This window comes from uncultured Phyllobacterium sp., assembly GCF_902479695.1.
In the GTDB taxonomy this organism is placed as follows: domain Bacteria; phylum Pseudomonadota; class Alphaproteobacteria; order Rhizobiales; family Rhizobiaceae; genus Phyllobacterium; species Phyllobacterium calauticae.
In genome coordinates this window covers 1-21,235 of sequence record NZ_CABSQF010000007.1, presented here as the reverse complement: position 1 = coordinate 21,235, position 21,235 = coordinate 1, and the positions used below count along the sequence as shown (strand labels likewise).

The window sequence follows — 21,235 nt, the reverse complement described above, 5'->3', positions numbered from 1 at the left end:
TCCCGATCCTTAGAGAACGTAGCTTATGGGCGACTGTGTTTCCGGATGGCGGAAAATACCCATGCGAACCCCGTAAATGGCGTTGAGCTTGTCGGCCGTGATCAGCGCATCGGTCTCGTCATGGGCCACAAGCCTGCCGCCCGACAGGGCGATCAGCCGGTCGCAGAAGCGCGCGGCCATGTTGATATCGTGCAGGACGATCAGGACCGAGCGATCATGCTCATGCGCCAGCGTGCGGATGAGGCTCATCACTTCGATCTGGTGGTTGATATCGAGCGCCGAGATCGGCTCATCCAGCAGAAGACATTCCGTATCCTGCGCAATGAGCATGGCGAGAAAGGCGCGTTGCCGTTCGCCGCCGGACAGCGTGTCCACGATACGGTCGGCAAACGGTGTCAGTCCCGTCAACTCAAGGGCTTCGGACACTTTGGTGCGGTCGGTGAGCGAGAAGCGACCAAGCGCCCCGTGCCAGGGATAACGCCCGAGCGAAACCACTTCCCTGACCGTCATGCCATCGGTGTCCGGCGTCTGTTGCGGCAGATAGGCAACCTTCCTGGCATAGTCCTTGGGGCGGAACGAGGCGAGCGGCTGGCCGTGATAATCAGCCTGCCCCCGCGTCGGCACCTGGAACCGGGCCAGGATTTTCAGCAGCGTCGACTTGCCGGAACCGTTATGGCCCAGAATGCCGACCACCTCCCCTTTCGGAACGTCCAGTGTCAGCGGATGAAGCAGGGTTCTTCCGTCGATATCGAAACCGACACCACTGAGGGAAAAGGACGTTCCGTTCATTTGATGTTTGACCTTAGAATTTGACCGACAAGGTACCCTTGATTGTCCGGCCTTCGCCGTAGATACACATCGGTGCATTGTCATAGTCGGTCGAGCAGGTGGAATAGTAGCCCTTGTCAAAGAGATTGCTGACCTTGAGCGCGCCCTTCCATCCATTCTTCTCATAACTGACGGCCGCATCGACCAGCGTATAGTCAGGAACGTTCACCTGCTTGCCACTGGCACCACTGCCGACGGAACTGCCGACATAGCGGATACCGGAGCCGATGTTCAGCCCCTGAAGAAGGCCGGAGTCAAAGGTGTACTTGGCCCAGAGCGATGCCTGGTTCTTGGGCACCATCGGCGTGCGGTTGCCGACTTCGGGCAGAGAACTGGCCGTGATTTCAGCGTCGAGATAGGTGTAACTGCCTGTCAGGCTGACATTGTGGAAGAGATCAACGGTGGATTCGAACTCAAAGCCGCGATGGCGCACTTCTTCGATCTGGCGATATGCGCCGTCGCTGACAAAGGCCAGCACATTGGTTTTCGTGATGTCGAACAAGGCAGCGGTAAAATGCGCCGGCATGAAATCGGGATCATACTTGACGCCGACCTCGTACTGCCGCGCCTTTGACGGGGCATAAGGGGAGCCGGTCAGGGCATCCTGGCCGATATTGGTCACGAACGAGGTGGAGTAGCTCGCATAGGGTGTGATGCCATTGTCGAAGAGATAGCCGAGGCCGACATTGCCGGTGAAGGCATTGTCCGATGTATCCGTTCTTGTATTGCTCAGGCGGTCATCCGTCTTTTCCTCGAACCAGGACTGCCGCCCGCCGAGATTGAGCAGCCAGCGATCGTTGATCTTGGTCTGTGTCTGCGCATAGATGCCAACCTGGTCTGTCGTGGTCTTCCGGTCGACAATCGTTCCCGGCATCGGCACATCGATGCCATAGACCGGGTTCTCGAAATTGAGACCGGGTCCGGGTGCATATCCGTTGTGACCGTCAACCGTGTAGCGATTGTAATCGAGGCCCATCAACAGCGTGTTCTTGATATGATCGGACTGGTAGTCGTACTGCGCGCTGTTGTCGACGCTGAAGATGGTCGCCGTTTCATCAACCGTGAAGGCGGCTCTGCCCAGGGTCTGCTCATCCAGCATCTGGGTGTAATAGAGGTGCCGGTAATCCGTGTCCTGCGAGGTGTAGCGAAGATTCTGGCGAACCGTCCAGGCATCGTTGAAACGATGCTCGAAAGAATAGCCGATCGAGCCATGATTGGCGTTGAAGCGGTCAAAATCCGGATCCGACGTTGTGAAGCTGCGCGAGAACTTCGGCAGGTTGGGATGAAGCGGGCTCGCAACAGGCAGGAACGTATTGGGCGGAAGCTTATCCCACTGATAGTTGGCGAAGACCGTCAGAGAGGTGTCGGCGCTGGGAGACCAGGTGATCGCCGGTGCAATGAACACGCGGTTGTTCTTGGAAAAATCAATCGCCTCATGCCCCTCGCGGAACAGCCCCGTCAGGCGGTAGGTCCACACGCCTTCCTTGTCCAAGGGGCCGCCGGCATCGAGACCGACTTCATAGGTATTGTGCGAGCCATAGCCGGCATAGGCGCTATACAGCGGGTCCTTGGTTGGCCGCTTGGTCGTCAGGTTCACCAGACCGTCGGCGCCGTTCTGACCATAGAGCACCGAGGCCGCCCCCTTGATCACCTCGATGCGCTCAAGTCCGTAAGGCTCGGCCTTGAAGCCGGAGAAATCAATGGTCCGCTGCGGCAGCCCGTCGCGAGATACCGCATAAGGGCCGACGTCGAAACCACGGATCATGAATTGATTATAGCGTTCGTCAACACCCCAGGGCGAACTGGTCACCCCCGCCGTATAGGCCAGCGCATCCTCGATTCGTTGCGACGGACGGTCATCCAGCTGTTCGCGCGTGATAATGGAAACAGAACGGGGAACTTCGCGCAGCGGCGTGCTCGTCTTTGTTCCTGTCAAGGTGCTGTTGGCGAGATAGCCATTGCCGGGGCCAGTGGCATCGTCGCCGCTGTTGATGACAATCGGATTGAGCTCGATGGTCGGCGCCTGCTGCGCATAGGCGATATTCGCAGTCATGAGCGTTGCCAGCGATGTGGTCATCAGCAGACGTTTGTGCGAACGCTGCTTGCGCCCAGCTGAATTGACCCCGTTCCAAATCATCGTCCTGCAACCCCGCATGACCAAACCCCCGTTAAAACCCTGAGACTATTCGATATTTAATATGAGTATTATTCTCATATTCAAAACATGACTACATTTGTCATGTTGTCCGAGTCAAGGCGCGTTCGACGAAATGTCCGTCTTTTTCACCCGCCTTGACCAACTTTGTTTTGCCTGTGTCCGGCCTACAACCTGGCGGCGTGGAGCGCCTGCTGGATGTCGTTCCAGATGACCTCGGGCTCCTCCAGACCGACAGCGAAACGGATGGTCTGCGGATTGACGCCAAAGCGCACGAAGGAGGTCATCCGGTCAGGAATCTGCAAGGCGGCTTTGGCAGGAACCACCAGCGTTTCCGGTCCGCCCCAGCTGACGCCAAGGCGGATATGGCGCAGCGCGTTGACAAAGCGCGCGACGTCGATGTCCGGATTCAAATCGAAGGCGAAGAGGCCGGAAAAGCCCGTCAGCGTCTTCTTGCCCGGATGATCCGAAAATGCGGGATGGCGGACAAGGGCGATATCGTCATGCTGCTGCAAGTGCTTGGCGAGGACCAGCCCGTTGTGCATGTGCTCTTTCAGCCGCACTTTCAGCGTACGCATGCCGCGCAGCAGCAGCCACGCTTCGAACGGCGAGAGTTTTGCGCCGATATAGGGATAGGTCGAGCTGTTGATCTTGGCGATCAGGTCACGCGGCCCGACAACAACGCCCGCCACCGTATCGCTGTGGCCGCCGAGATATTTCGAAGCGGCGTGGATGACGATGTCGACGCCGTGCTGGATCGGCTTCTGGAAGAGAGGCGTTGCCCAGGAATTGTCGATGACGGTCGTCACGCCATATTCCTTGGCCATGGACGTCAGGGCTTCGATGTCCTGCAGTTCGAACACCATCGATGTCGGGTTTTCCAGATAGAGCAGCTTCGCACCGGGCAACGCCGCGCGCACTTCGTCGTGATTGGATGGGTCGACGAAATCCACCGCGACACCAAACCGGGCAAGCAGCTTCACGAACAGCCGGTAGATATCGTTGTAGAGATGCTGGACGGCAACCACCCGGTCACCGGACTCGACAAGGCTGAGAATGGTCGCTGTGATTGCGGCCGTACCGCTGGAGAAGCCGCGTCCGTCTTCCGCGCCTTCCAGGCGGGCGGTCAGCAGTTCGAATTCGCGCACCGTCGGGTTGTCGCCGCGCGAATAGATGTAATTGCGCGCACGCCCGGCAAACACATCTTCCATGGCTTCATAGGTGTCGTAGGTGAAGAGCGACGTCTGGAAGATCGGCGGCGACACCGCATTGAAGGCAGCCGCATCGACCGGTGAAAACAGGTCGTCCGGCATTTCCATTGGATCGAATTCGTGGGGTGGCATGGATTTGTTCATGATGCCCTCTCAGACACGGTGTTGTTGAAGGTTGCGATGGGAAGATCGGTAGCGCCACGCAGCTGGCGCAGCGTGGTGAAAAGAATGACGGCAGAGAGAAGTGCGGTCAGCGCAGGGGCAAGGAACAGGCTGGCAAGAAGGCCGTCAAAGCCGAGGAAATGCGGCAGGACAAACAGCAGCGGCAGGAGGAAATAGCCGTTCTGCGCGATGCTGATCGTGGCGGCGAGCCGCGCCCTGCCCTGTGCCTGCAGGAGCACGACAAGGATTTGCCGCATGCCGAAAAAGATGAACGGAATATGGGTGACGATGATGGTCAGCGCGGCGATCCGGGCGATCTCCAGATCATCGGTGAAAATGGCTGCAATGGGATAGCGCAGGAGAACGGCGCCAAGCCCGTAGGCCACGGAAAAAGCCGAGGTCAGCATCAGGAGCAGGTTCGATGCCGCCAGCAATCGCGGCGTCTTCCCCGCGCCCCAGGCGAAGCTCAGGACCGCCTGGCCGCCGAGCGACAGACCGACGATGGGAAGCATGCCCAGAGTGAGAACCCGCAGCGCGATACCGACGCCGGCAATGCCGCTGTCGCCCCGATAGAACCCGGCATAGGTAAACAGTACGGCGAAGCTGATGCTGCTCAGCATGCTGGTCAGCGTCGTCGGCAGGCCGATGGAGAATACCGGTTTCAATATATCCGCCCGGAACGCGGCAAAGCGCGCCGAAAGGTGCAGTGTGCCCATGCGCTTGCGGAAATAGAGTGCATAGGCGCCGATTGCCGCAATTTGAGACAGGATGGTTGCCATGGCGGCGCCTGCGAGCCCGAAGCCAAACCCGAAGATCATGATCGGATCGAGAATGATATTCAGGGCAAAACACCCGAGCAGCGTCCACATGCTGAAACGCGTATTGCCTTCCGAGATGGCGATGAAATCCGACACTATCTGCAGCATCGTCAACGTCACCGAAAAGGCGACGATGATCAGGTAGTGTTCGGCAAGCGGCATGATCGCTGCGCTTGCACCGAACAGGCCGAGCAGTTCACGCCGGAAGACAAGAATGCCTGTCGTGAGCACGATACCCAGCGGCACCGTCAGAACCATGAGTGTCGATGCCGTCACATTGGCGCGCTGCGGATTGGCGCTGCCCAGCGCACGCCCGACGGCGGTCGCCACACCGACGCCAAGCCCCTCGCCGATGGCGCCGATCATCATCAGGATCGGCAGGACAACCGTGATGGCGGCAATTTCATGGGCGCCGATCATGCCGACAAACACCATGTTGATCGTGTGATGCACCGCATTGATCGACAGGCCCGCTACGGCCGGCAGGCCGAGCCGGAAGATCAGACGCGTCAGCGCCGGATCGTTGAGATCGTCTGGCGCAAAATAGGCGCGCCTTGGCTTCATCTGCCCGATTTCTTCGGGATTCATGGTGCGGGCACCCAAAGCCTGTCGTCGAAAAAGCGCTCGCGCAACAGCATGACCAGCATGGCCCTCTTATGCGGGAAATCGAAGTGCTTCACCTTGGAAAAGCCCGATCGGTCGAGATTGCGGATCTGCTGCTCATGGCTGGCGCGCGGCTCGCCGACAATGCGCTGGGTGCGCGGATCGTCGAGAAACATGAAATGCATCAGCGACGGCAGCCACGCCGTGATCCACTGTTTGCCGCGATAGGCCGGCTCGCCGATGGCCACATGCCAGCCGCGATCGTAATCCTGCGCGTCATAATAGGGCCCGAGGCGGTTTTCCCTAGCCCAATAGACCTCGAAATAGCCGAACGGCACGCCATTGAAACAACCGATCAGGGCAAGGATATGCGGATCGCGCAGCCGCTCCTCGAGAATGGCGGCGTGTTTTTCCCTGTCGCCGCCATCTTCCCAGATCACATTGACCTGCTCGTCATTCATCCAGCGATGGAAATGCCCGAGATCCGTCTGCGGATCCGCAGCCCGGAACGAAAGCACCTGATCGAGCCAGGGAATGTAACGTTCATAGACAACGCCGACCGGCTTGCGCGGGCGTTTGGGATGATACTGGCCATTGGTCATGACGTGCACCTGCGGGTGCGGCCAGGCGGGATTGGCAATCCACGGCATCGGCCATTGCCAGAATTCCCTGACATCGACGGTCAAGGAATTGCCGCTGTGCATCCCCATCGGAAAATCCGATGGCTGCACATTGTCAACTTCAACCAGACTGATATTGCGCGACTGCGCCGACAGAAATTCGATGGCCGAGGCCAGAACCGAAACGGTTTCGTCGGCATTCAAATCCGGCAAACGAACGCGGACACTTCCAGCCCTTGGCTCGACATCCGCGAGATAGCGCCCGGCCACAGTTGAAATCAGCATCTGACCCGGCGTTTTCATTTCGGCAGATTTCAGGAAGCACGACAGGCCCGAAGCTGGAAGCGGCGAAACATTGGCTTCTTGGAAGATACTGGAAACAAGGGTCATGGTGCGCTCCGCAGCCTGCTCGCTGGCAAGTTTTGACAAGATGGTTGCTACAGAGACGGTCGGCACACCGCTCGATTTAGCCAAAACTTTGAAAAATTTTTCTCCCGTTCCGCTTAAATCGGGCGCGGGTTCATCCGTCTCTTGGTCATGTCTTTATTCTGCAAGGAGCCCGCATGATGTCGAATGCCGAGACGTCGCCAGAGACCTGGAGCATCGTTCGCGATCAGGAACACCGCTATTCCGTCTGGTCCAATGACAAGGCTCTGCCCATCGGCTGGAGCAAGGAAAGCTTTTGCGGCACCCGCGAGGAATGCCTGATTGAAATCAAGAAAATCTGGGTTGATCCGCGGCCGCTCGCGCTGCGGCAGGCGATGGCGTGATTGCCAGCAATCCCTTTCAGACAACAGATCGGTGACACCATGAACAAACTCTTCGCTCAACCCGAACCCAATGAACCGGTTACCGTGGACGGCATCGCCAGCGGCGTGGCCGAAAGCTTTCCGCTGACGCTGGCGCAAAAGCGCATCTGGTCGCTCGAGCAGATCGGCAACTCAACGGTTTTTCCCTTCCAGGTGCTTTCCCTGCAATGGGAGAAGGGCGTTGCACTTGATCAGGTGCAGGGCGCCCTCGACCGGCTGGCGCAGCGGCACAGCGCCTTGCGCACGCGCTTTCGCCGTTTTGCTGGCGGCCGCATTGAGCAGTTTTCCGTTCCGGGCGACGTTCCCTCCAATGAGATTGTTGGTAGTGACAGCAATCCTCTGAGCGCGACGGAAGCCGAAACGGAAAAGGCGGGCTTCATTGCCCGCCCCTTCGATCTCCTGAACGGTGTTTCCGCCCGCTATCAATTGATTGCCGGAAATAACGACCAACTGATCTCGACAATCGTGCTGCATCCCATCGTCTGCGATGAGGCAGCGCTTGCCATTCTGCGCAGCGATCTCATCGCGCTCGCCGAGGGCAGGGAATTGCCAGTGCTTCCCGGCGACAGCCTGCAGCGCGGCGTGCGCGAAGAAGAAGCGCTGGAAACGCCACAATTTGCGGCGGCCCTCGCCCATTGGCGCGATCTGATTGGCGAGGAGTACAATGCGACGACCCTGCCCACACGCTTCAATGCTGCCGGATATGCCGGCGCCAGACGCAAGCGCGTGCCATTCACACACGATGCGAAGCTTTGGACCGGCATCCAGTCCTATGCAACGCTGAAAGGGTTGAAGGTTAAAGAGCTGCTTTCCGCCGCCTTTGCTGTTCTCCTGGCCCGCTACAGCGGCACCTATTCGCTGCAGTACGGAACTTTGCTTGGATCCACGAGCCAGGAGACCATAGCGCGCAGCGAGCAAATCCTGCCGCTGAAGCTTGAACTGACATCGCGCACTGCCTTTCTGGATGTTTGCAAAGCGCTTGAATCGGCGGTTGCCACAGGAACGGAATATCTCGTTCCGTTCGAACGCCTTGTGCAGGAAATCCAGACGCATGAGGAGCGGGAACAGGACGCGATCGTCAAATCCCTGTTCGAGTTCCGTCAGCCGCCCCGGCATTCCGCATTGGCGCAAGACCATGTGCCGGCCGTCGCGCCCCGCTCGGATGCGGAACTGGCACTGGTGCTGACCCCGAAGGCGGACGGCACGCTCGCCGGCCTGTTCGACTATGCCGAAGACATCTATGAGCCGGCATTGATCGAACGCGCGGCCATCCATTTTCAACGTATCCTGTCCCAGGCCATTGCCGGAGAACAGGTCCGCATCAAGGATATCGACCTCATCGCCGAGGATGAACTCGATGTTCTCTCGGCTCCCTATGAGGATGACACTATCAACGATGACCGAGCGGTGCATGAACACATCGCCGCCCATGCCCAGCGCACGCCCGATAAGACGGCCATCATCTTTGCCGACGACGTGTGGAGCCACGCCAGGCTTGACCGCAGCGCCAACCGGCTGGCGCACCGGCTGATCAAGCTCGGCATCGGTGCCGACATCAGCGTGGCGATTGCCGTCAAGCGTTCTCCCGAAGCCATCGTCGGCATTCTTGCCACGCTCAAGGCGGGCGGCGCCTATATCCCCGTCGAGCCGGATCATCCGACCAGCCGCAACCACCATATCCTGCGCGATGGCGGCGTGAAGGTCATCCTCACCAACAGCTGGCTGCTTGACCGTATTCCGGAAGGCCTTGATGCGGTCATCCTCGAACTCGACAGACTCGACCTGTCGGAGGAGCCGGACAGCGTCCCTGACGTCAAAGTCCACAAGGACCAGCTCGCCTACATTATGTACACATCGGGCTCAACCGGCCTGCCCAAGGGTGTTGCCGTCGAACATGGGCCTTTGACCCATCACATGCAGAACACCTCGCGCGTCTACGGTATGAGCGCGGACTCGCGCGAACTGCCGTTCCTGCCCTTCAGCTCCGATGGCGGACACGAACGCTGGATGAACCCGCTGATGGAAGGCGGCAGCATCATTCTGCCGGACCAGCCCCTGTGGACCCCGGAGGAAACATTGACCGCCATGCGCAAGCACGGCGCCAACAATGCCAGTATTCCCACCACCTATCTGCAGCAGTTGGCGGAATGGGCTGATCTCACCGACAGTGCTCCGCCGATGCGGCTCTATTCCTTCGGCGGCGAAGGACTTGCCCAGCAGACCTTCGATCTCCTGTCCACGGCTCTGAAGTCCGAATGGTTGATCAACGGGTACGGCCCCACTGAAACCATCATGACACCGATGGTCTGGAAAGTGCGCGCAGGGCAGAAATTCGAAGGCACCTATGCACCGATCGGCCGTGCTGTCGGCAATCGCCGCGTCTATGTCCTCGATCCCGACCTCAACCCCTGCCCCATCGGCGTGACGGGCGAACTTTATATCGCCGGCGAAGGCATGGCCCGCGGCTATATCGGCAAAGCCGATACGACAGCCGACCGTTTCATTCCCGACCCGTTCTCCAAGGAGGGCGGGCGTCTCTATCGCTCGGGCGATCTGACCCGCTGGCGCGAAGACGGCACCGTAGAATTCGTCGGCCGCGTTGACCATCAGGTCAAGCTGCGCGGTTACCGCATCGAGCTCGGTGAAATCGAAGCCGCGCTGCTCCAGCTTGACGGTGTCGGCGAGGCGCTCGTCGTCCTGCGAGACGACGAAGCCACCAGGCAGAAGATGCTGGTGGCCTATACCGTGCCGAAACAGGGCATTGAGCTTGATGTGACGCAGATGCACGCGGCGCTGGAACGCATGCTGCCCGCCTATATGGTGCCTTCGGCCATTGTTCCGCTGAAAGCCATGCCGATCAATCCCAACAGCAAGCTCGACCGGTTCGCCCTGCCCGCACCGACGCCGATGAAGCGCAACATTGTCGAACCGGAAAGCGCCATTGAAGAAGAAGTCCGCGATATCTGGCAGGACATCCTGAAAACCAGCCCGATCAGCGTCGAAGACAACTTCTTCGCCATCGGTGGTAACTCTCTCGGAGCCATCCGCATCCTCACGGCCCTGCGGCAGCGCAAGCCGCAGAACCGCACGACGATTGCCGATCTCTTCAACAATCCGACGATCCGTGCATTCGCGGAGGTCGTTGAAAACGGCAATAGCGAGGCGGGCAGCGAAGTGATTGTGCTGCGCGCATCCGGAACCAAGCCCGTGCTCTATTGCTTCCCCGGCCTTCTCGTCAGCACGCGCGAATATGTCAAACTCGTCGACTATCTCGGCGCCGATCAACCCGCTACCGGGTTCATCTGCTATTCGCTCTCCGAGCAGAAGGAAATCGGCTCATCCGTCGACGATATCATCCAAGGCTATGTGGAATACATCCGCCGCGAAAGCAAAGGCCGGCCCTGCTATTTCCTCGGCTGGTCGTGGGGCGGACTGCTCGCCTATGAAACCGCGCGCAAGCTCGGCGACGAGATTGATCTGCGGCTGATCACCATGGTCGACGTCTGTGATCTGGGCACCGAGTTCGCCATCGGCGCCAAGCCGCGCTTCAAGCCGGGCGAACGCGACCAGTTGCACGCGACCGTGCAGGAGTGGTTGTCGCGCACCGCCATGCGCGCCGAATGGGACCGCCTGCTCAACGTCATGGACGAGGATACCTATGAGCAGTTCCTGCGCTTTGTCGGCGATGAGAAAGACGAGCTGCCGACGGATGGTCCGGATATCAGCAGCCGCGAACACACGTTCTGGATCCTCATCGATAACGCTCTGATTTTCAGGCGTCATGAACTGAAGCCGCATGACGTGCCGATCCATTCCTGGGCGGCCGACGACAGCCTGAATCGGGGTCTCAACCTGATCGACTGGCGGCGCTACTCTCCCCGGGCCAATCCGGCGGAAATCATCTCTGGCACCAACCATCTGCACGTAATCGGATCACAGGCATTCCACAGCCGCCTCTCCCACCGGCTGGACGAGGCCCGATAGGGCCCTTTGGAATCAAGATCACGGAAAGGAATTCTGATGACTGCCATGTTTGCGAACAATGATCATACGCGCCAGCCGAACGAGACCCTCGATCTGGCGGGTATCGGTGTCGGACCTTCCAATCTGAGCCTTGCGGCGTTGCTCGACAGCCTCGGCGGCCTCAAGGCGCATTTCTACGAACGCCGGGCGAATTTCGACTGGCATCCCGGCATGATGCTGCCCGATGTCGAGCTGCAGTCGTCCTATCTGAAGGACCTGGTCACACCCGTCATGCCGACCAATCCATGGTCGTTCGTGTCCTATCTCGTGGCCCACAAGCGCCTCTATGCGTTCCTCAACGCCCATTACGACGCCGTGCCGCGCCGGGAGTTTGCGCAATATCTTGCCTGGGTCGCCGGACAGCTCGACAATGTTTCATTTGATGCTGCCGTGCGCGAGGTCAAACACGACAAGGACAGGTTCGTGGTGCAGTTCGACAATGGCAGTGTGGCCGCAAAGAACATCGTGCTGGGAACAGGAACCACGCCCTTTGTCCCTTCATGGGCGACACCGTTCCTCGGCGAACGCTGCTTCCACAATTGCGAAGCAAAATTCCGGCTGCCGGACCTCAATGCAGCCCGTATCGCGGTGATCGGCGGCGGCCAGAGCGGCGGCGAAGTGGTCGAATCCCTGCTCAACTCCAAAGCCAATCTGAAAGAGCTCAACTGGTTCAGCCGCCGGCACAATTTCGAACCGATCAACGACACAGCCTTCTCCAATCAGGTGTTTTCGCCGGAATATGTCTATGCCTACCTCAACCTCAACAATGACCAGAAGCTCGAAGCATTGAAAGCTTCGATCCTGACCAGCGACGGCCTTTCGCTATCAACGATCAACGCGATCTACCGCCGGCTCTACAGCCTGCGCTATCTGGAAGGCCGCAGCATCGAGGCAAAGCTCTCGCCCAACCGCGATGTGATTCAGGTGGAAGCGGACAAGGACGGCTATAGGCTGATCGTGCGCAACCGTTTTGACAGCGGTGTCGAGGTTGCCCATGCCGATGCCATCATTCTCGCCACTGGCTACCAGTTCAAACTGCCCGAGGCCCTCTCCGGGTTGCAGGACCGTATCCAGTTCGACCGTCACAGCCGCCCCGCCCTCAATGACGAATACTGTCTCAACTGGAACGGTCCGAAGCAGAACCGCATTTTTGCCCAGAACGCCGGGCGCTACAGCCACGGCATCGCCGATTCTCAACTGAGCCTGATGGCATGGCGCAGCGCCCACATCATCAACACGCTTACAGGTCACGAGCACTTTGATCTGGAGCCGCATGACTCGCAGGTCAACTGGCTGTCGAGCGGGCACGAGACCATCGGCCAGTCCATCGCCGTGGATTACTAGAACCGGAAAATCGGATCGGGCAGGCTCTGCTGGCGGAATACCAGCCCTGTCCGATCCGATTGCGCGCAAACCGCAATCATATGCCCGCTCGGAGACAGAAGCAGGCGGTGGCACCAGTTGTCCCGATCTCCAGGCAGATCATGCTCCACGCGGATTGCCCGGCTTACCGGATCGACCCGCACAGTCAGCCGATGCGGCTCGACAGCCAGCCCGTGGCCGGTGGCCTTCAAAAAGCTCTCCTTGAGTGTCCAGAAAGCGAGCAGCAGCGCCTCACGTTCGGCGCCTTGAAGCATCGAGAGCGTCGCAAATTCAGCGGTGGAGCAGATGAGTTGCGCCGCCCCGGCCTCAAGTGTCGCCGAGCGCATTTCGGCATCCACGCCAACAGCCGTACACGCGCGGCTGACTGCAAGCACCGCCAGACCATTGGTATTGCTGAGATTGAATGCCAGCGCCGTTTCGCCGGCAAGATACGGTTTGCCGTGTTCGCCGGCAGCAATGTTCAAGTCCTCCGCCGCGTCTCCGGTGTAGAGCGACAGGACGCTGCGCTGGAGGTAACGCCCTGCCATGAACCCGGTGGCATCCCGGTCGAACCTAAACGCAGCCGCCCGCTCCTGTTCCTGCTGGGAAAGTGCCGACCTGACCTTTCCCCAATCCGTTTGGCCTTCAGTAAAGGCCCACCACCAGATATCAATCGCAGCGGGATGCCCAAGGGTCCGGGCCGGGCTGGCCTCCGGCAAATCCGTGAGACGATCGTATGGCAGCATCGGGCCTCTCCCTTCCCCCGGGCTGTGTTCAACCGTCCTGGCGTGGCTTTACAACGGCGAAGGCAGCCTGAATGGCACGATTGACCGCCACCGGCAGCAGAGACATGTGGTTTTCACCGGCGTGAATCTCGAACTGCGTCCGGACCGGCCGGTCAGGCAGGGCGTTCAACCGGCGCATGAGTTCGACGGAATGAACATCATTCAACGTGATTTTCTTCTGCGCCAGCCGGTCCGCCTCGTCGGCCGCACCGTGCTGGAATGGTGCCAGCTTGTCCGTCTCGTACTCGCCGCAGGAGAGATAAAGCGCCGCCCCCGGCCGCGTCGCATGCGCTGCTTCGAATTGGGGAAGATAGGCGTTGATCGCACAATTTTCCCAATAGATCGACGCGCTCGCCGCAATCCATGTTGTGAAGGCCGATGGGCGGGTGAAGAGACTGTAGAGTACGAAGAGGCCGCCGAAGGAATGACCGAAGATCGCCTGGCGATTGCGATCAATGGGAATATCCGCTTCGATCATCGGCTTGATCTGATCTTCGATGAACGTCAGGAACTCCCCGGCCCCGCCGGTCCTGACTTCAGGGGTGTTTGCATAGAACGGCGGATAGACCTGTCCGGGCGGCGGCCCGAGATCCCAGGAGCGTCGCAACGGATCATAGGCGCCGTCCACGGGATAGCCGATGGTGACAATCACGCCATAAGCCACATTGGTGCCGCTGGGATAACTCGCCTGCGCCCGCATCGCGTCGACGGCCGTGCCGATCACCGCATTGCCATCGGTCATGTAAAGCACCGGCCATCCATCGCTTGGCGGCTCCCCGCCGGGACGGTAGACGAAAACGCGGTACACCAGGCCATTCTGGTTCGAGACCACGTCATGGAAGGTGGTGTTGCCAATCATGGCCGGTGATGAATTGGAGAATGCTGTCATTGGTCCGTATCTTGTGAAGGGAAGGAGAACCCTTCCGCCATCGGAGCAGCTTGCATGGTGCAAATCCGGCTACCCTGTTATTAAACATGACTATAATGGTCAATATTTATTATCCACTGGCGCTGGAAGGACCGTTGCGACGCAGCGCCAGGTGTTTGAATTCACCATCGCCAAACTGTTGCGGGACCATAGGCTCTCAGCCTGCAAGAAAGCTGCGCTAACCATATATTCCATTTCCCCTGGAACAATTATGGAAAACCTCTTGCAGCAACCCAGTTAATTTCCGATGTTTACTCAGATACCGGAATTCTCTCTCTTCATATGTACAAGTAAATTACATACTGATCGTTCTTTTTGCCTTGAAGTTATCAAAGAAGTGAGAAGAAATATATGAATACACACGAAAAGCTGATCGAATCCATGGCAAAGGCTATCCACGCCCAGAAATATACTGGAAGCCACAGCTGGGACAGCATTCCGGATTTTGTCCGTCAGACATACCGGGAATATGCCAAGGCGGCCATTCCGATCGTGTATAATGTCTTGCGTGATCCAACCAACGAAATGATCGATGCCGCCAACCGAGCGCGCCCATCCGTCACGTCAAGAACGATTCAGGCGGCCGTGGATGCATCGCCCCTCAATCCGAACGGTAAAATATAGCGCATTTCCGGTAGAATCGGCACCATGGGTGCCTCTGCCCCGTCAAGCACACCCGTAATTTTGTCGTGTAAATGCCTTCGGGGGATAGCAGGTGCGATCTCCCGGGTTGGTTCGCCGCGACATTTCATCCATACAAGGCGCCGTCCATCCCCGACGTGCGCGATTTGGCATCACGCGTGTAAATTATACACATCACGACAAACATATATAATAAACGTCAATTTATTTCCTCTCGTATCAATATATATATTGAAAAAAGTGTTCAAAAATCTCACGACTTGAACAATTGTTTTGTATTGTACGGGATATGTAAACTTGTATTTAAATTTTGAATTAATCAAAATAAGTGAAAAACTTGCGATGACAATTTCTTTAGTTGCTATTTCTGTAAAACTTCTCGTAGTCTGAACTTCCTTGAACGTCTAAAGTTGATCTTGAACTTCCTTTGTAGAAGTTGCTTGAGGTATTTGGGTTTTTTGGGGGGAGTGAATGTATAAGAATCCGATGGAACGTTCTGAATACAGATCTCTTTCGAGCTCAAGCGGAGACATATCCAGCAACGTTGAAAAGATGGACGGGAATTGGCGCTGGTCGGGCTTCCCTGATGAACAGGGACGTTATGGCTTCAAACGCCAGGTGTGTCCATTACATCAGACATCCATCGTTTATGGTGAAACAAGCGGCCGATTGGAAGTTGCATCCAATGGTATTGGTGCAACGTTAAGCTTTGTATTCATGCTCAAGGGCGCGGTTGATCTCATCGATACCAAGAACCGCAAGATACAGAATATTCCGGCGGGAACCGCCACCGGCGTGTTCGACCGCCCGGGGGTCAAGGCGAAACTTTATCCGGCCAGTTCCTGGGTGAGTTATCTTGTTCCGGTACCGACATTGCGTGAACACTTCGAACGCCTGATGCGGCGCCCGTACTTTCAGGAGCTCGCATTCTCGCCCTTGCATGATTTCCGCACCGGCAGTGCTTCCGCGCTATACCAGACGCTTTGCTACGTGAGCGAGGATATAGCGGCGGCCGCGGGTTCAGGCCGCGATGTCCTGGCGGGCGTGTATGAACGATTGCTGCTCGCCAAGCTGTTCATGACCAAGCCTGACAACGTCAGCGCCCTGAGCAGCCAGTCCTCCCGGAGAATTTCACCGCGCTATCTGCAGAGCGCCGAAGCATTCATGCGTGAGAACATTCACAATTCGATCACGCTCGATGAAATTGCGGCGGCGGCAGGCTGCAGTTCCCGCGCACTGCAGCGTATGTTCAAGGAATATCGCGATACCAGCCCCATGCACATCCTGTGTGCGTACCGATTGTCGGCGGCGCATGATGCAATCGTCAGCGGCAGTGCGCGCAATGTCACCGACCTGGCCATGCACCTGCAGTTTTCAAATCCGGGACGGTTCTCGTCCCTGTATCGGAATGCCTATGGAATGAGCCCGTCGGCAATGATGCGATTTCACGAAAAGAGCACGTAAGACATGCTGAAAAGGCAAGCTGGACCTTCACTGCCAAGCATCGTGATGCCACTCTATCCCTTTCATCGGTATTTGGAGCCGAGACGATCCGCATCGGCGGGGCTGGTTCTCACCATGATGTCTGCAATTGCCCTCTCCGGCTGCGCACTTCCCGGTTCGGGTCCTTCAACCGCGCAGATCGTCGAGCAGCGGAAAACGGAAACGCACACCAACTACGCCATGGTCGATGTGAACGACGCCGTGCTTTCCTATGCGGCAACGCGGCCGCGCGAAAGCCTCGTCAATCGCTTTGGCGCCGGGCCGCGCACGAGCGACCTGCGCATTGCAGTCGGCGATGTGGTTGGCGTCAACTTGTGGGAAGCGCCGCCCGGCAGCCTGTTCGGCAGCAACATCACCGCAGCAGGCTTTCAACAATCCTCCGGCGGATCGACGGTCATTCCGCCGCAAACCGTTTCGGGCGATCGCACGATTGCCGTGCCCTATGCCGGACGCATTGCCGTTGCCGGGCGGACTCCCTCCGAAGTGGAGCGCCAGATCGCAGCGGCCCTTGACGGCAAGGCCGTCCAGCCCCAGGCGCTTGTCACCATTCAGCGCAGCACAGCCAATTCCGTCACCGTCACCGGTGAGGTTGCCTCCGGCGCGCGGATTTCCCTTTCGGGTGCTGGCGAACGCATACTGGATGCCATCGCTTCAGCGGGCGGTATCCGGGCAGCAGCCAGCGAGAGCATCATCCGGTTGACGCGCAATGGCGTGACTGCCCGTATTCCGTTCGACGTGCTTATCGAAAATCCGGCGGAAAACATACGCCTGAAATCCGGTGATCTCATCACCGTCGTGCGCGAACCGCGCACCATTCTTGTATTGGGTGCGGCTGGACGCAATGCCGAAATTCCGTTTGAAGCATCCCGGATTTCCATGGCCGACGCGCTGGCCAAGGCGGCAGGCCTGAACGACAACCGCGCTGATGCCAATGGAGTCTTCGTCCTGCGCTACGAACTCGCCTCCGTTGCCAGACGCTTCCTTCCCGCCGGCAACCCGCTTCTCAACTCCGGCGAATATATCCCCGTGGTGTACCGCTTCAACATGAAGAACACGAGCACGATGCTGGCAATGCAAAGATTCGAAATGCAGCCGCGCGACGTCATTTACATTGCCAATGCATCCGGGGCCGAATGGCAGAAGGTCATGGCAATCTTCCAGGGTGTCGCATCCCCTGCCCTGTCCGCCACCTCGATCGGCATTAGCGCTGCGGCAGCAACGAAGTGAAACTGGCAAGAGAGAGTAACGTCTGATCCGCCGATATGCGGGGACTTGAACAACGAGACCATTACCGTCCTATGCTTCCCCTGGGAGCAGCTGCCGTGAGAGTAAACAATGCCATCCCAATCGTTGCTTCACCTCCATGAGATTGCAAGCTTCAAGCGCCCGGATCTGGAATTGGCCGTTCAAAACCTCGCACGCAGCGCCTATCTCGGCGACTATACAGCGGTTGCGCGCATTCTGGGCCGCTACAAATTCTATATCGACACCCGGGACCGCGGTTTTGGATCACACCTTCTCCTGGACGGGTACTGGGAAATCTGGCTGACTCAGTTTTGTGCCCGGAACGTGCGCGATGGCATGGTCGCCGTCGATGTGGGGGCAAATTTCGGTTACTATTCGGTCCTGCTGGCGGAGCTTGTCGGCGCGTCGGGGCAGTTGCTTGCCATCGAACCCAACCCCCATGCCATGGATTTTCTCAGGCGCAGCATCGATCTCAACGGTTTTCTGCGTCGTACCCGCCTCGCACAAATCGCACTCAACGATACGAACGACAAGCTTGTCTCCCTCTACATCCCTCACAATGAGCCCAAAAACGCGGCAGTGGTGGAGCCCGGCTTCGTCGCGGACGCTGTCTCGGGGTCCCTCGTCAATGTTCGCACGGCGACGCTCGATCAGCTGTGTCAGTCCTACGAGCGGGTGGACTTCATAAAAATCGATGCGGAAGGTGCGGAGGAACATATTTTTGATGCGATGCAAGAAACCATCGAACGCCATAAGCCCATGATTGTCATGGAGTTTAATGCGCTCCGGTATGCAAACAGCGTTGAATTCATTCGCCGGTTGACGGCGGTCTACGGCACGTTGCGGCGCCTGGATTTCAAGGGGCAGACACATGTTGTGACGCCCGAACAGCTCTCCGCAAATGACACTGGCGATGACTGGCTGCTTGTCTTGTCGGCTCACGAACCCGCATGATTGTACGATTTTGGGCTGATTTGCATTTCTGCGCTGCCCTGAAAGGAAGCCGACTTGGCAAGAACCATACTGTATGATGGTCTCAATCTATCCATGCAAAAGGGCACAGGCGTGGCCACCTATACACGCGGTCTGATCCAAACCGCGCGCCAGCTCGACTACCAGACGGGCATTGTGCATTCGGTTCGCGGCAAGCTCCCCAAAGATCCGGCCCTGCGGGAAGTCATCCTTTTCGACGATAATTCAAACAGAAAACTGGCTCCGGTTGCCCAGGCGAAACGCTGGCTGCGCCGGCAGATTGGCGCCCCGTTGGGGGCGACCCCTACCCCCATTCCGCTGACCGGCACCGTCATCGTCAAATCGCTGCAGGGAAACCTGATGGATTCAGAGTTTCTCTATGCGCACAATGATATCTTTGCGATAGCCCGTCAGCACTTCAAGACTTTCGGGAAATGCCTGCCGCTGTCATTCGACAAGGCTCCTGATCTTCTTCACTGCACATATCCGCTGCCGCTCAGAGCGCGCAAAGGCCTGAACATCTGCACCATTCATGATCTGGTTCCATTGCGTTTGCCCTATCTGACCGAGGACAATAAGCGATACCACTACAAGCTGCTGCGCCATCTGACCAAAACGGCCGATCACATTGTCACGGTCTCCGAAACCTCCAAGCAGGACATTATTCGCATCCTCGGGGTAGACGAGAAACGCATCACCAATACCTATCAGGCCGTCCACGTCCCTCTGGATTTACGCGAAAAGCCGGAGGGCGTGGCGGCCGATGAAATTGCCGGCATCTTCAATCTCGACTGGAAGAAATACTTTCTGTTCTTTGGCGCCTTTGAGCCGAAGAAAAACCTGTCCAGGCTGGTTGAAGCCTATCTCTCGGCCAAGGTGGATTTTCCCCTGATCATCGTCGGCGCGCCGGGTTGGAAAGGCGACCAGACACAGCTCCTCATCGACGACGAGCGGTTTCGCTTCTACACACACGTCGAAAACCGGGTTGTTCCTGGCCGCCGAATCCATCGTTTCGACTTCGTTTCCTATTCTCTTCTCATCAGTCTTGTCCGCGGCGCGCGCGCCGTGCTCTTTCCATCGCTTTATGAGGGCTTTGGTCTCCCGGTCCTCGAATCCATGCAGCTTGGCACACCGGTCCTGACATCAACGGAGGGGTCCGTTCCAGAGATTGCCGGTGACGCTGCGTTGTTGATCGATCCTTACGATACGGATTCCCTGCGCAATGCGGTCAAGGCGCTTGCCCGCGATGACGACCTCTGCAGCCATCTTGCCAATCTCGGACCCAAACAGGCTGAACTTTTCTCGCCTGCGCGATATCATCAGGCTGTCAGTTCACTGTACGACAACCTCTTCAACGGCGGGAGGTAGACAGGCCAGATGACCCTTCAGATTGCTTTGGGGATACCGGGTCTGATGTCGACCTGGGGAATCCATGCCCTGAAAGTCATAGCGGACGAAGCATTCGACGATTACAATTACGCGTCCGTGGAAACGTTGGACGACATGCGCAATGCCTGGACAAGCCGGAGCAGCCAGAATGTCATCCTGTCTTCGCTCTACCCCGATGCGGCGTTGTGCGCATTTCTATGCCGCTCAAAGACACCTTACATCATCTTCAGCGAGAGCGCCCTGGATTCCATTGCACATCTCATCCATCAGTTCGCGAAGCAGGATATAGCACTCGTTCGCTCTCTGTCGGCCAGCATTGCCTGCGTTTCGCAAATGCGCCCACACCCCTTTCTCGTCCATCTGGACCGTTCAAAAATCGGCAATGTGCGCATCCACCGCATCATCGCTCAAATGTGCCGGCAGCTCGGTGTCTCGCTGACACCCGCCGGCATGATCCGGTGCCTGGAACAATTGGGCATGGACAGCACCGGTTCAACCACAGAAACCGGGCACATTCCGACCCTTGAGGAGTCCGCCGCCAGGATCAGCCCGCACGATGTGTATCAGCCGGACAAGGTGGAAGGGCTGTTGAAGATTGTGCAGCACGCGATTGAACCGTTTGATGGTAAAATACTTAAGGGACAGGTCGCTTCTCTCACCTGGCCACAGGAAAGCTTCCTGCTTGCCGACAAGGGAGGCGAGCCCGCGACAGGTGAAATCGACCTCGTCGGACAGGCCCGCTGCCTCGTCTATGGTCCCTACTTCCATCTTCCGGCCGGCGAATGGAACGTCCGGTTTTTCCTGGATATTGATCAGAATATCTACGGACAGATTTTTACGATCGAAATCTACAGCGAGGATGTACTGGGTAAAATCCGCGTTCGCCCGTCCGGAACAGGGTCGTTCGCAGCGGAAACGACCTTCCGGGTTGAAGGGCCTAAAATACCGATTGAAATTCGCCTCTTTACAGAAACAGGCTCCATCGAGGGCGCAATCGCGCACTGGCACGCCGAATTAAGTCCGGTCCATAGCGAGATTGGCACTCTCGAAGATTACCAGGCTGGTTCGGATTCGGGGCCCGAACAAGATACGGTCGAAATGAAACTGGAATCCGTTAACCATCAGGACTGATGCGATATTTCCAACTGCAATACAAAACGCGACAAACACAGACATCTTG

16 protein-coding genes are annotated in these 21,235 nt (G+C 57.9%); 9 read left to right on the top strand and 7 right to left on the bottom strand.

The features are described 5' to 3' along the window. Window positions 1-9 precede the first annotated feature (9 nt). From RDL77_RS06190 to RDL77_RS06170, 5 genes are all read right to left on the bottom strand, one after another. Window positions 10-789: an ATP-binding cassette domain-containing protein gene (locus RDL77_RS06190; RefSeq protein ID WP_288192192.1), complete on the bottom strand. Its 780-nt coding sequence runs from the start codon at window positions 787-789 to the stop codon at window positions 10-12. A gap of 13 nt (window positions 790-802) precedes the next feature. After that, window positions 803-2,881 (bottom strand): TonB-dependent siderophore receptor, encoded by a 2,079-nt coding sequence (locus RDL77_RS06185; RefSeq protein WP_288192191.1) that lies wholly within the window; start codon window positions 2,879-2,881, stop codon window positions 803-805. Between the two features lie 269 nt (window positions 2,882-3,150). After that, window positions 3,151-4,338 carry a PLP-dependent transferase gene (locus tag RDL77_RS06180; protein WP_288192190.1) on the bottom strand — a complete coding sequence of 396 codons (1,188 nt, stop codon included), beginning with the start codon at window positions 4,336-4,338 and terminating at the stop codon, window positions 3,151-3,153. Continuing rightward, window positions 4,335-5,762, bottom strand: a complete 1,428-nt coding sequence (locus RDL77_RS06175; RefSeq protein ID WP_288192189.1) for an MATE family efflux transporter — start codon at window positions 5,760-5,762, stop codon at window positions 4,335-4,337. The genes RDL77_RS06180 and RDL77_RS06175 overlap by 4 nt, the downstream gene beginning before the upstream one ends. After that, complete coding sequence (locus RDL77_RS06170; RefSeq protein WP_374042674.1) at window positions 5,759-6,700, bottom strand: GNAT family N-acetyltransferase; 942 nt, start codon at window positions 6,698-6,700, stop codon at window positions 5,759-5,761. The genes RDL77_RS06175 and RDL77_RS06170 overlap by 4 nt, the downstream gene beginning before the upstream one ends. A gap of 260 nt (window positions 6,701-6,960) precedes the next feature. Here RDL77_RS06170 and RDL77_RS06165 point away from each other — a divergent pair, with 260 nt between their 5' ends. From RDL77_RS06165 to RDL77_RS06155, 3 genes are read left to right on the top strand one after another with little or no spacing between them, the layout of a single operon-like run. Then, complete coding sequence (locus RDL77_RS06165) at window positions 6,961-7,167, top strand: MbtH family NRPS accessory protein (protein ID WP_288192187.1); 207 nt, start codon at window positions 6,961-6,963, stop codon at window positions 7,165-7,167. Window positions 7,168-7,206: 39 nt separating this feature from the next. Continuing rightward, window positions 7,207-11,190 (top strand): amino acid adenylation domain-containing protein, encoded by a 3,984-nt coding sequence (locus RDL77_RS06160; RefSeq protein WP_288192186.1) that lies wholly within the window; start codon window positions 7,207-7,209, stop codon window positions 11,188-11,190. Window positions 11,191-11,226: 36 nt separating this feature from the next. Further along, entirely contained in the window at window positions 11,227-12,573 is a 1,347-nt protein-coding gene (locus RDL77_RS06155; RefSeq protein ID WP_288192185.1) for a lysine N(6)-hydroxylase/L-ornithine N(5)-oxygenase family protein, read from the top strand. On the opposite strand, the gene RDL77_RS06150 is transcribed toward RDL77_RS06155, so the two are convergent. Both RDL77_RS06150 and RDL77_RS06145 read right to left on the bottom strand, forming a co-directional pair. After that, window positions 12,570-13,337: a 4'-phosphopantetheinyl transferase superfamily protein gene (locus RDL77_RS06150; protein ID WP_288192184.1), complete on the bottom strand. Its 768-nt coding sequence runs from the start codon at window positions 13,335-13,337 to the stop codon at window positions 12,570-12,572. The two genes, RDL77_RS06155 and RDL77_RS06150, sit on opposite strands and share 4 nt — an antisense overlap. A 28-nt stretch (window positions 13,338-13,365) precedes the next feature. After that, window positions 13,366-14,265 carry an alpha/beta hydrolase gene (locus RDL77_RS06145; RefSeq protein ID WP_288192183.1) on the bottom strand — a complete coding sequence of 300 codons (900 nt, stop codon included), beginning with the start codon at window positions 14,263-14,265 and terminating at the stop codon, window positions 13,366-13,368. A 390-nt stretch (window positions 14,266-14,655) separates the two neighbouring features. On the opposite strand from RDL77_RS06145, the gene RDL77_RS06140 reads away from it, so the two are divergent. From RDL77_RS06140 to RDL77_RS06115, 6 genes are all read left to right on the top strand, one after another. Further along, on the top strand, window positions 14,656-14,928 hold the full coding sequence (locus RDL77_RS06140; RefSeq protein WP_288192182.1) for a hypothetical protein: 273 nt from the start codon (window positions 14,656-14,658) through the stop codon (window positions 14,926-14,928). 489 nt (window positions 14,929-15,417) lie between these two features. Then, window positions 15,418-16,410 carry a helix-turn-helix transcriptional regulator gene (locus tag RDL77_RS06135; protein WP_288192181.1) on the top strand — a complete coding sequence of 331 codons (993 nt, stop codon included), beginning with the start codon at window positions 15,418-15,420 and terminating at the stop codon, window positions 16,408-16,410. Between the two features lie 114 nt (window positions 16,411-16,524). Next, window positions 16,525-17,676, top strand: coding sequence for a polysaccharide biosynthesis/export family protein (locus RDL77_RS06130; RefSeq protein ID WP_288192180.1), 1,152 nt, complete (start codon window positions 16,525-16,527; stop codon window positions 17,674-17,676). Between the two features lie 108 nt (window positions 17,677-17,784). Beyond that, window positions 17,785-18,648, top strand: coding sequence for an FkbM family methyltransferase (locus tag RDL77_RS06125; RefSeq protein WP_288192179.1), 864 nt, complete (start codon window positions 17,785-17,787; stop codon window positions 18,646-18,648). A 54-nt stretch (window positions 18,649-18,702) separates the two neighbouring features. Beyond that, entirely contained in the window at window positions 18,703-20,034 is a 1,332-nt protein-coding gene (locus RDL77_RS06120) for a glycosyltransferase family 1 protein (RefSeq protein WP_288192178.1), read from the top strand. A 9-nt stretch (window positions 20,035-20,043) separates the two neighbouring features. After that, window positions 20,044-21,186 carry a hypothetical protein gene (locus RDL77_RS06115; protein WP_288192177.1) on the top strand — a complete coding sequence of 381 codons (1,143 nt, stop codon included), beginning with the start codon at window positions 20,044-20,046 and terminating at the stop codon, window positions 21,184-21,186. Window positions 21,187-21,235: the final 49 nt, after the last annotated feature.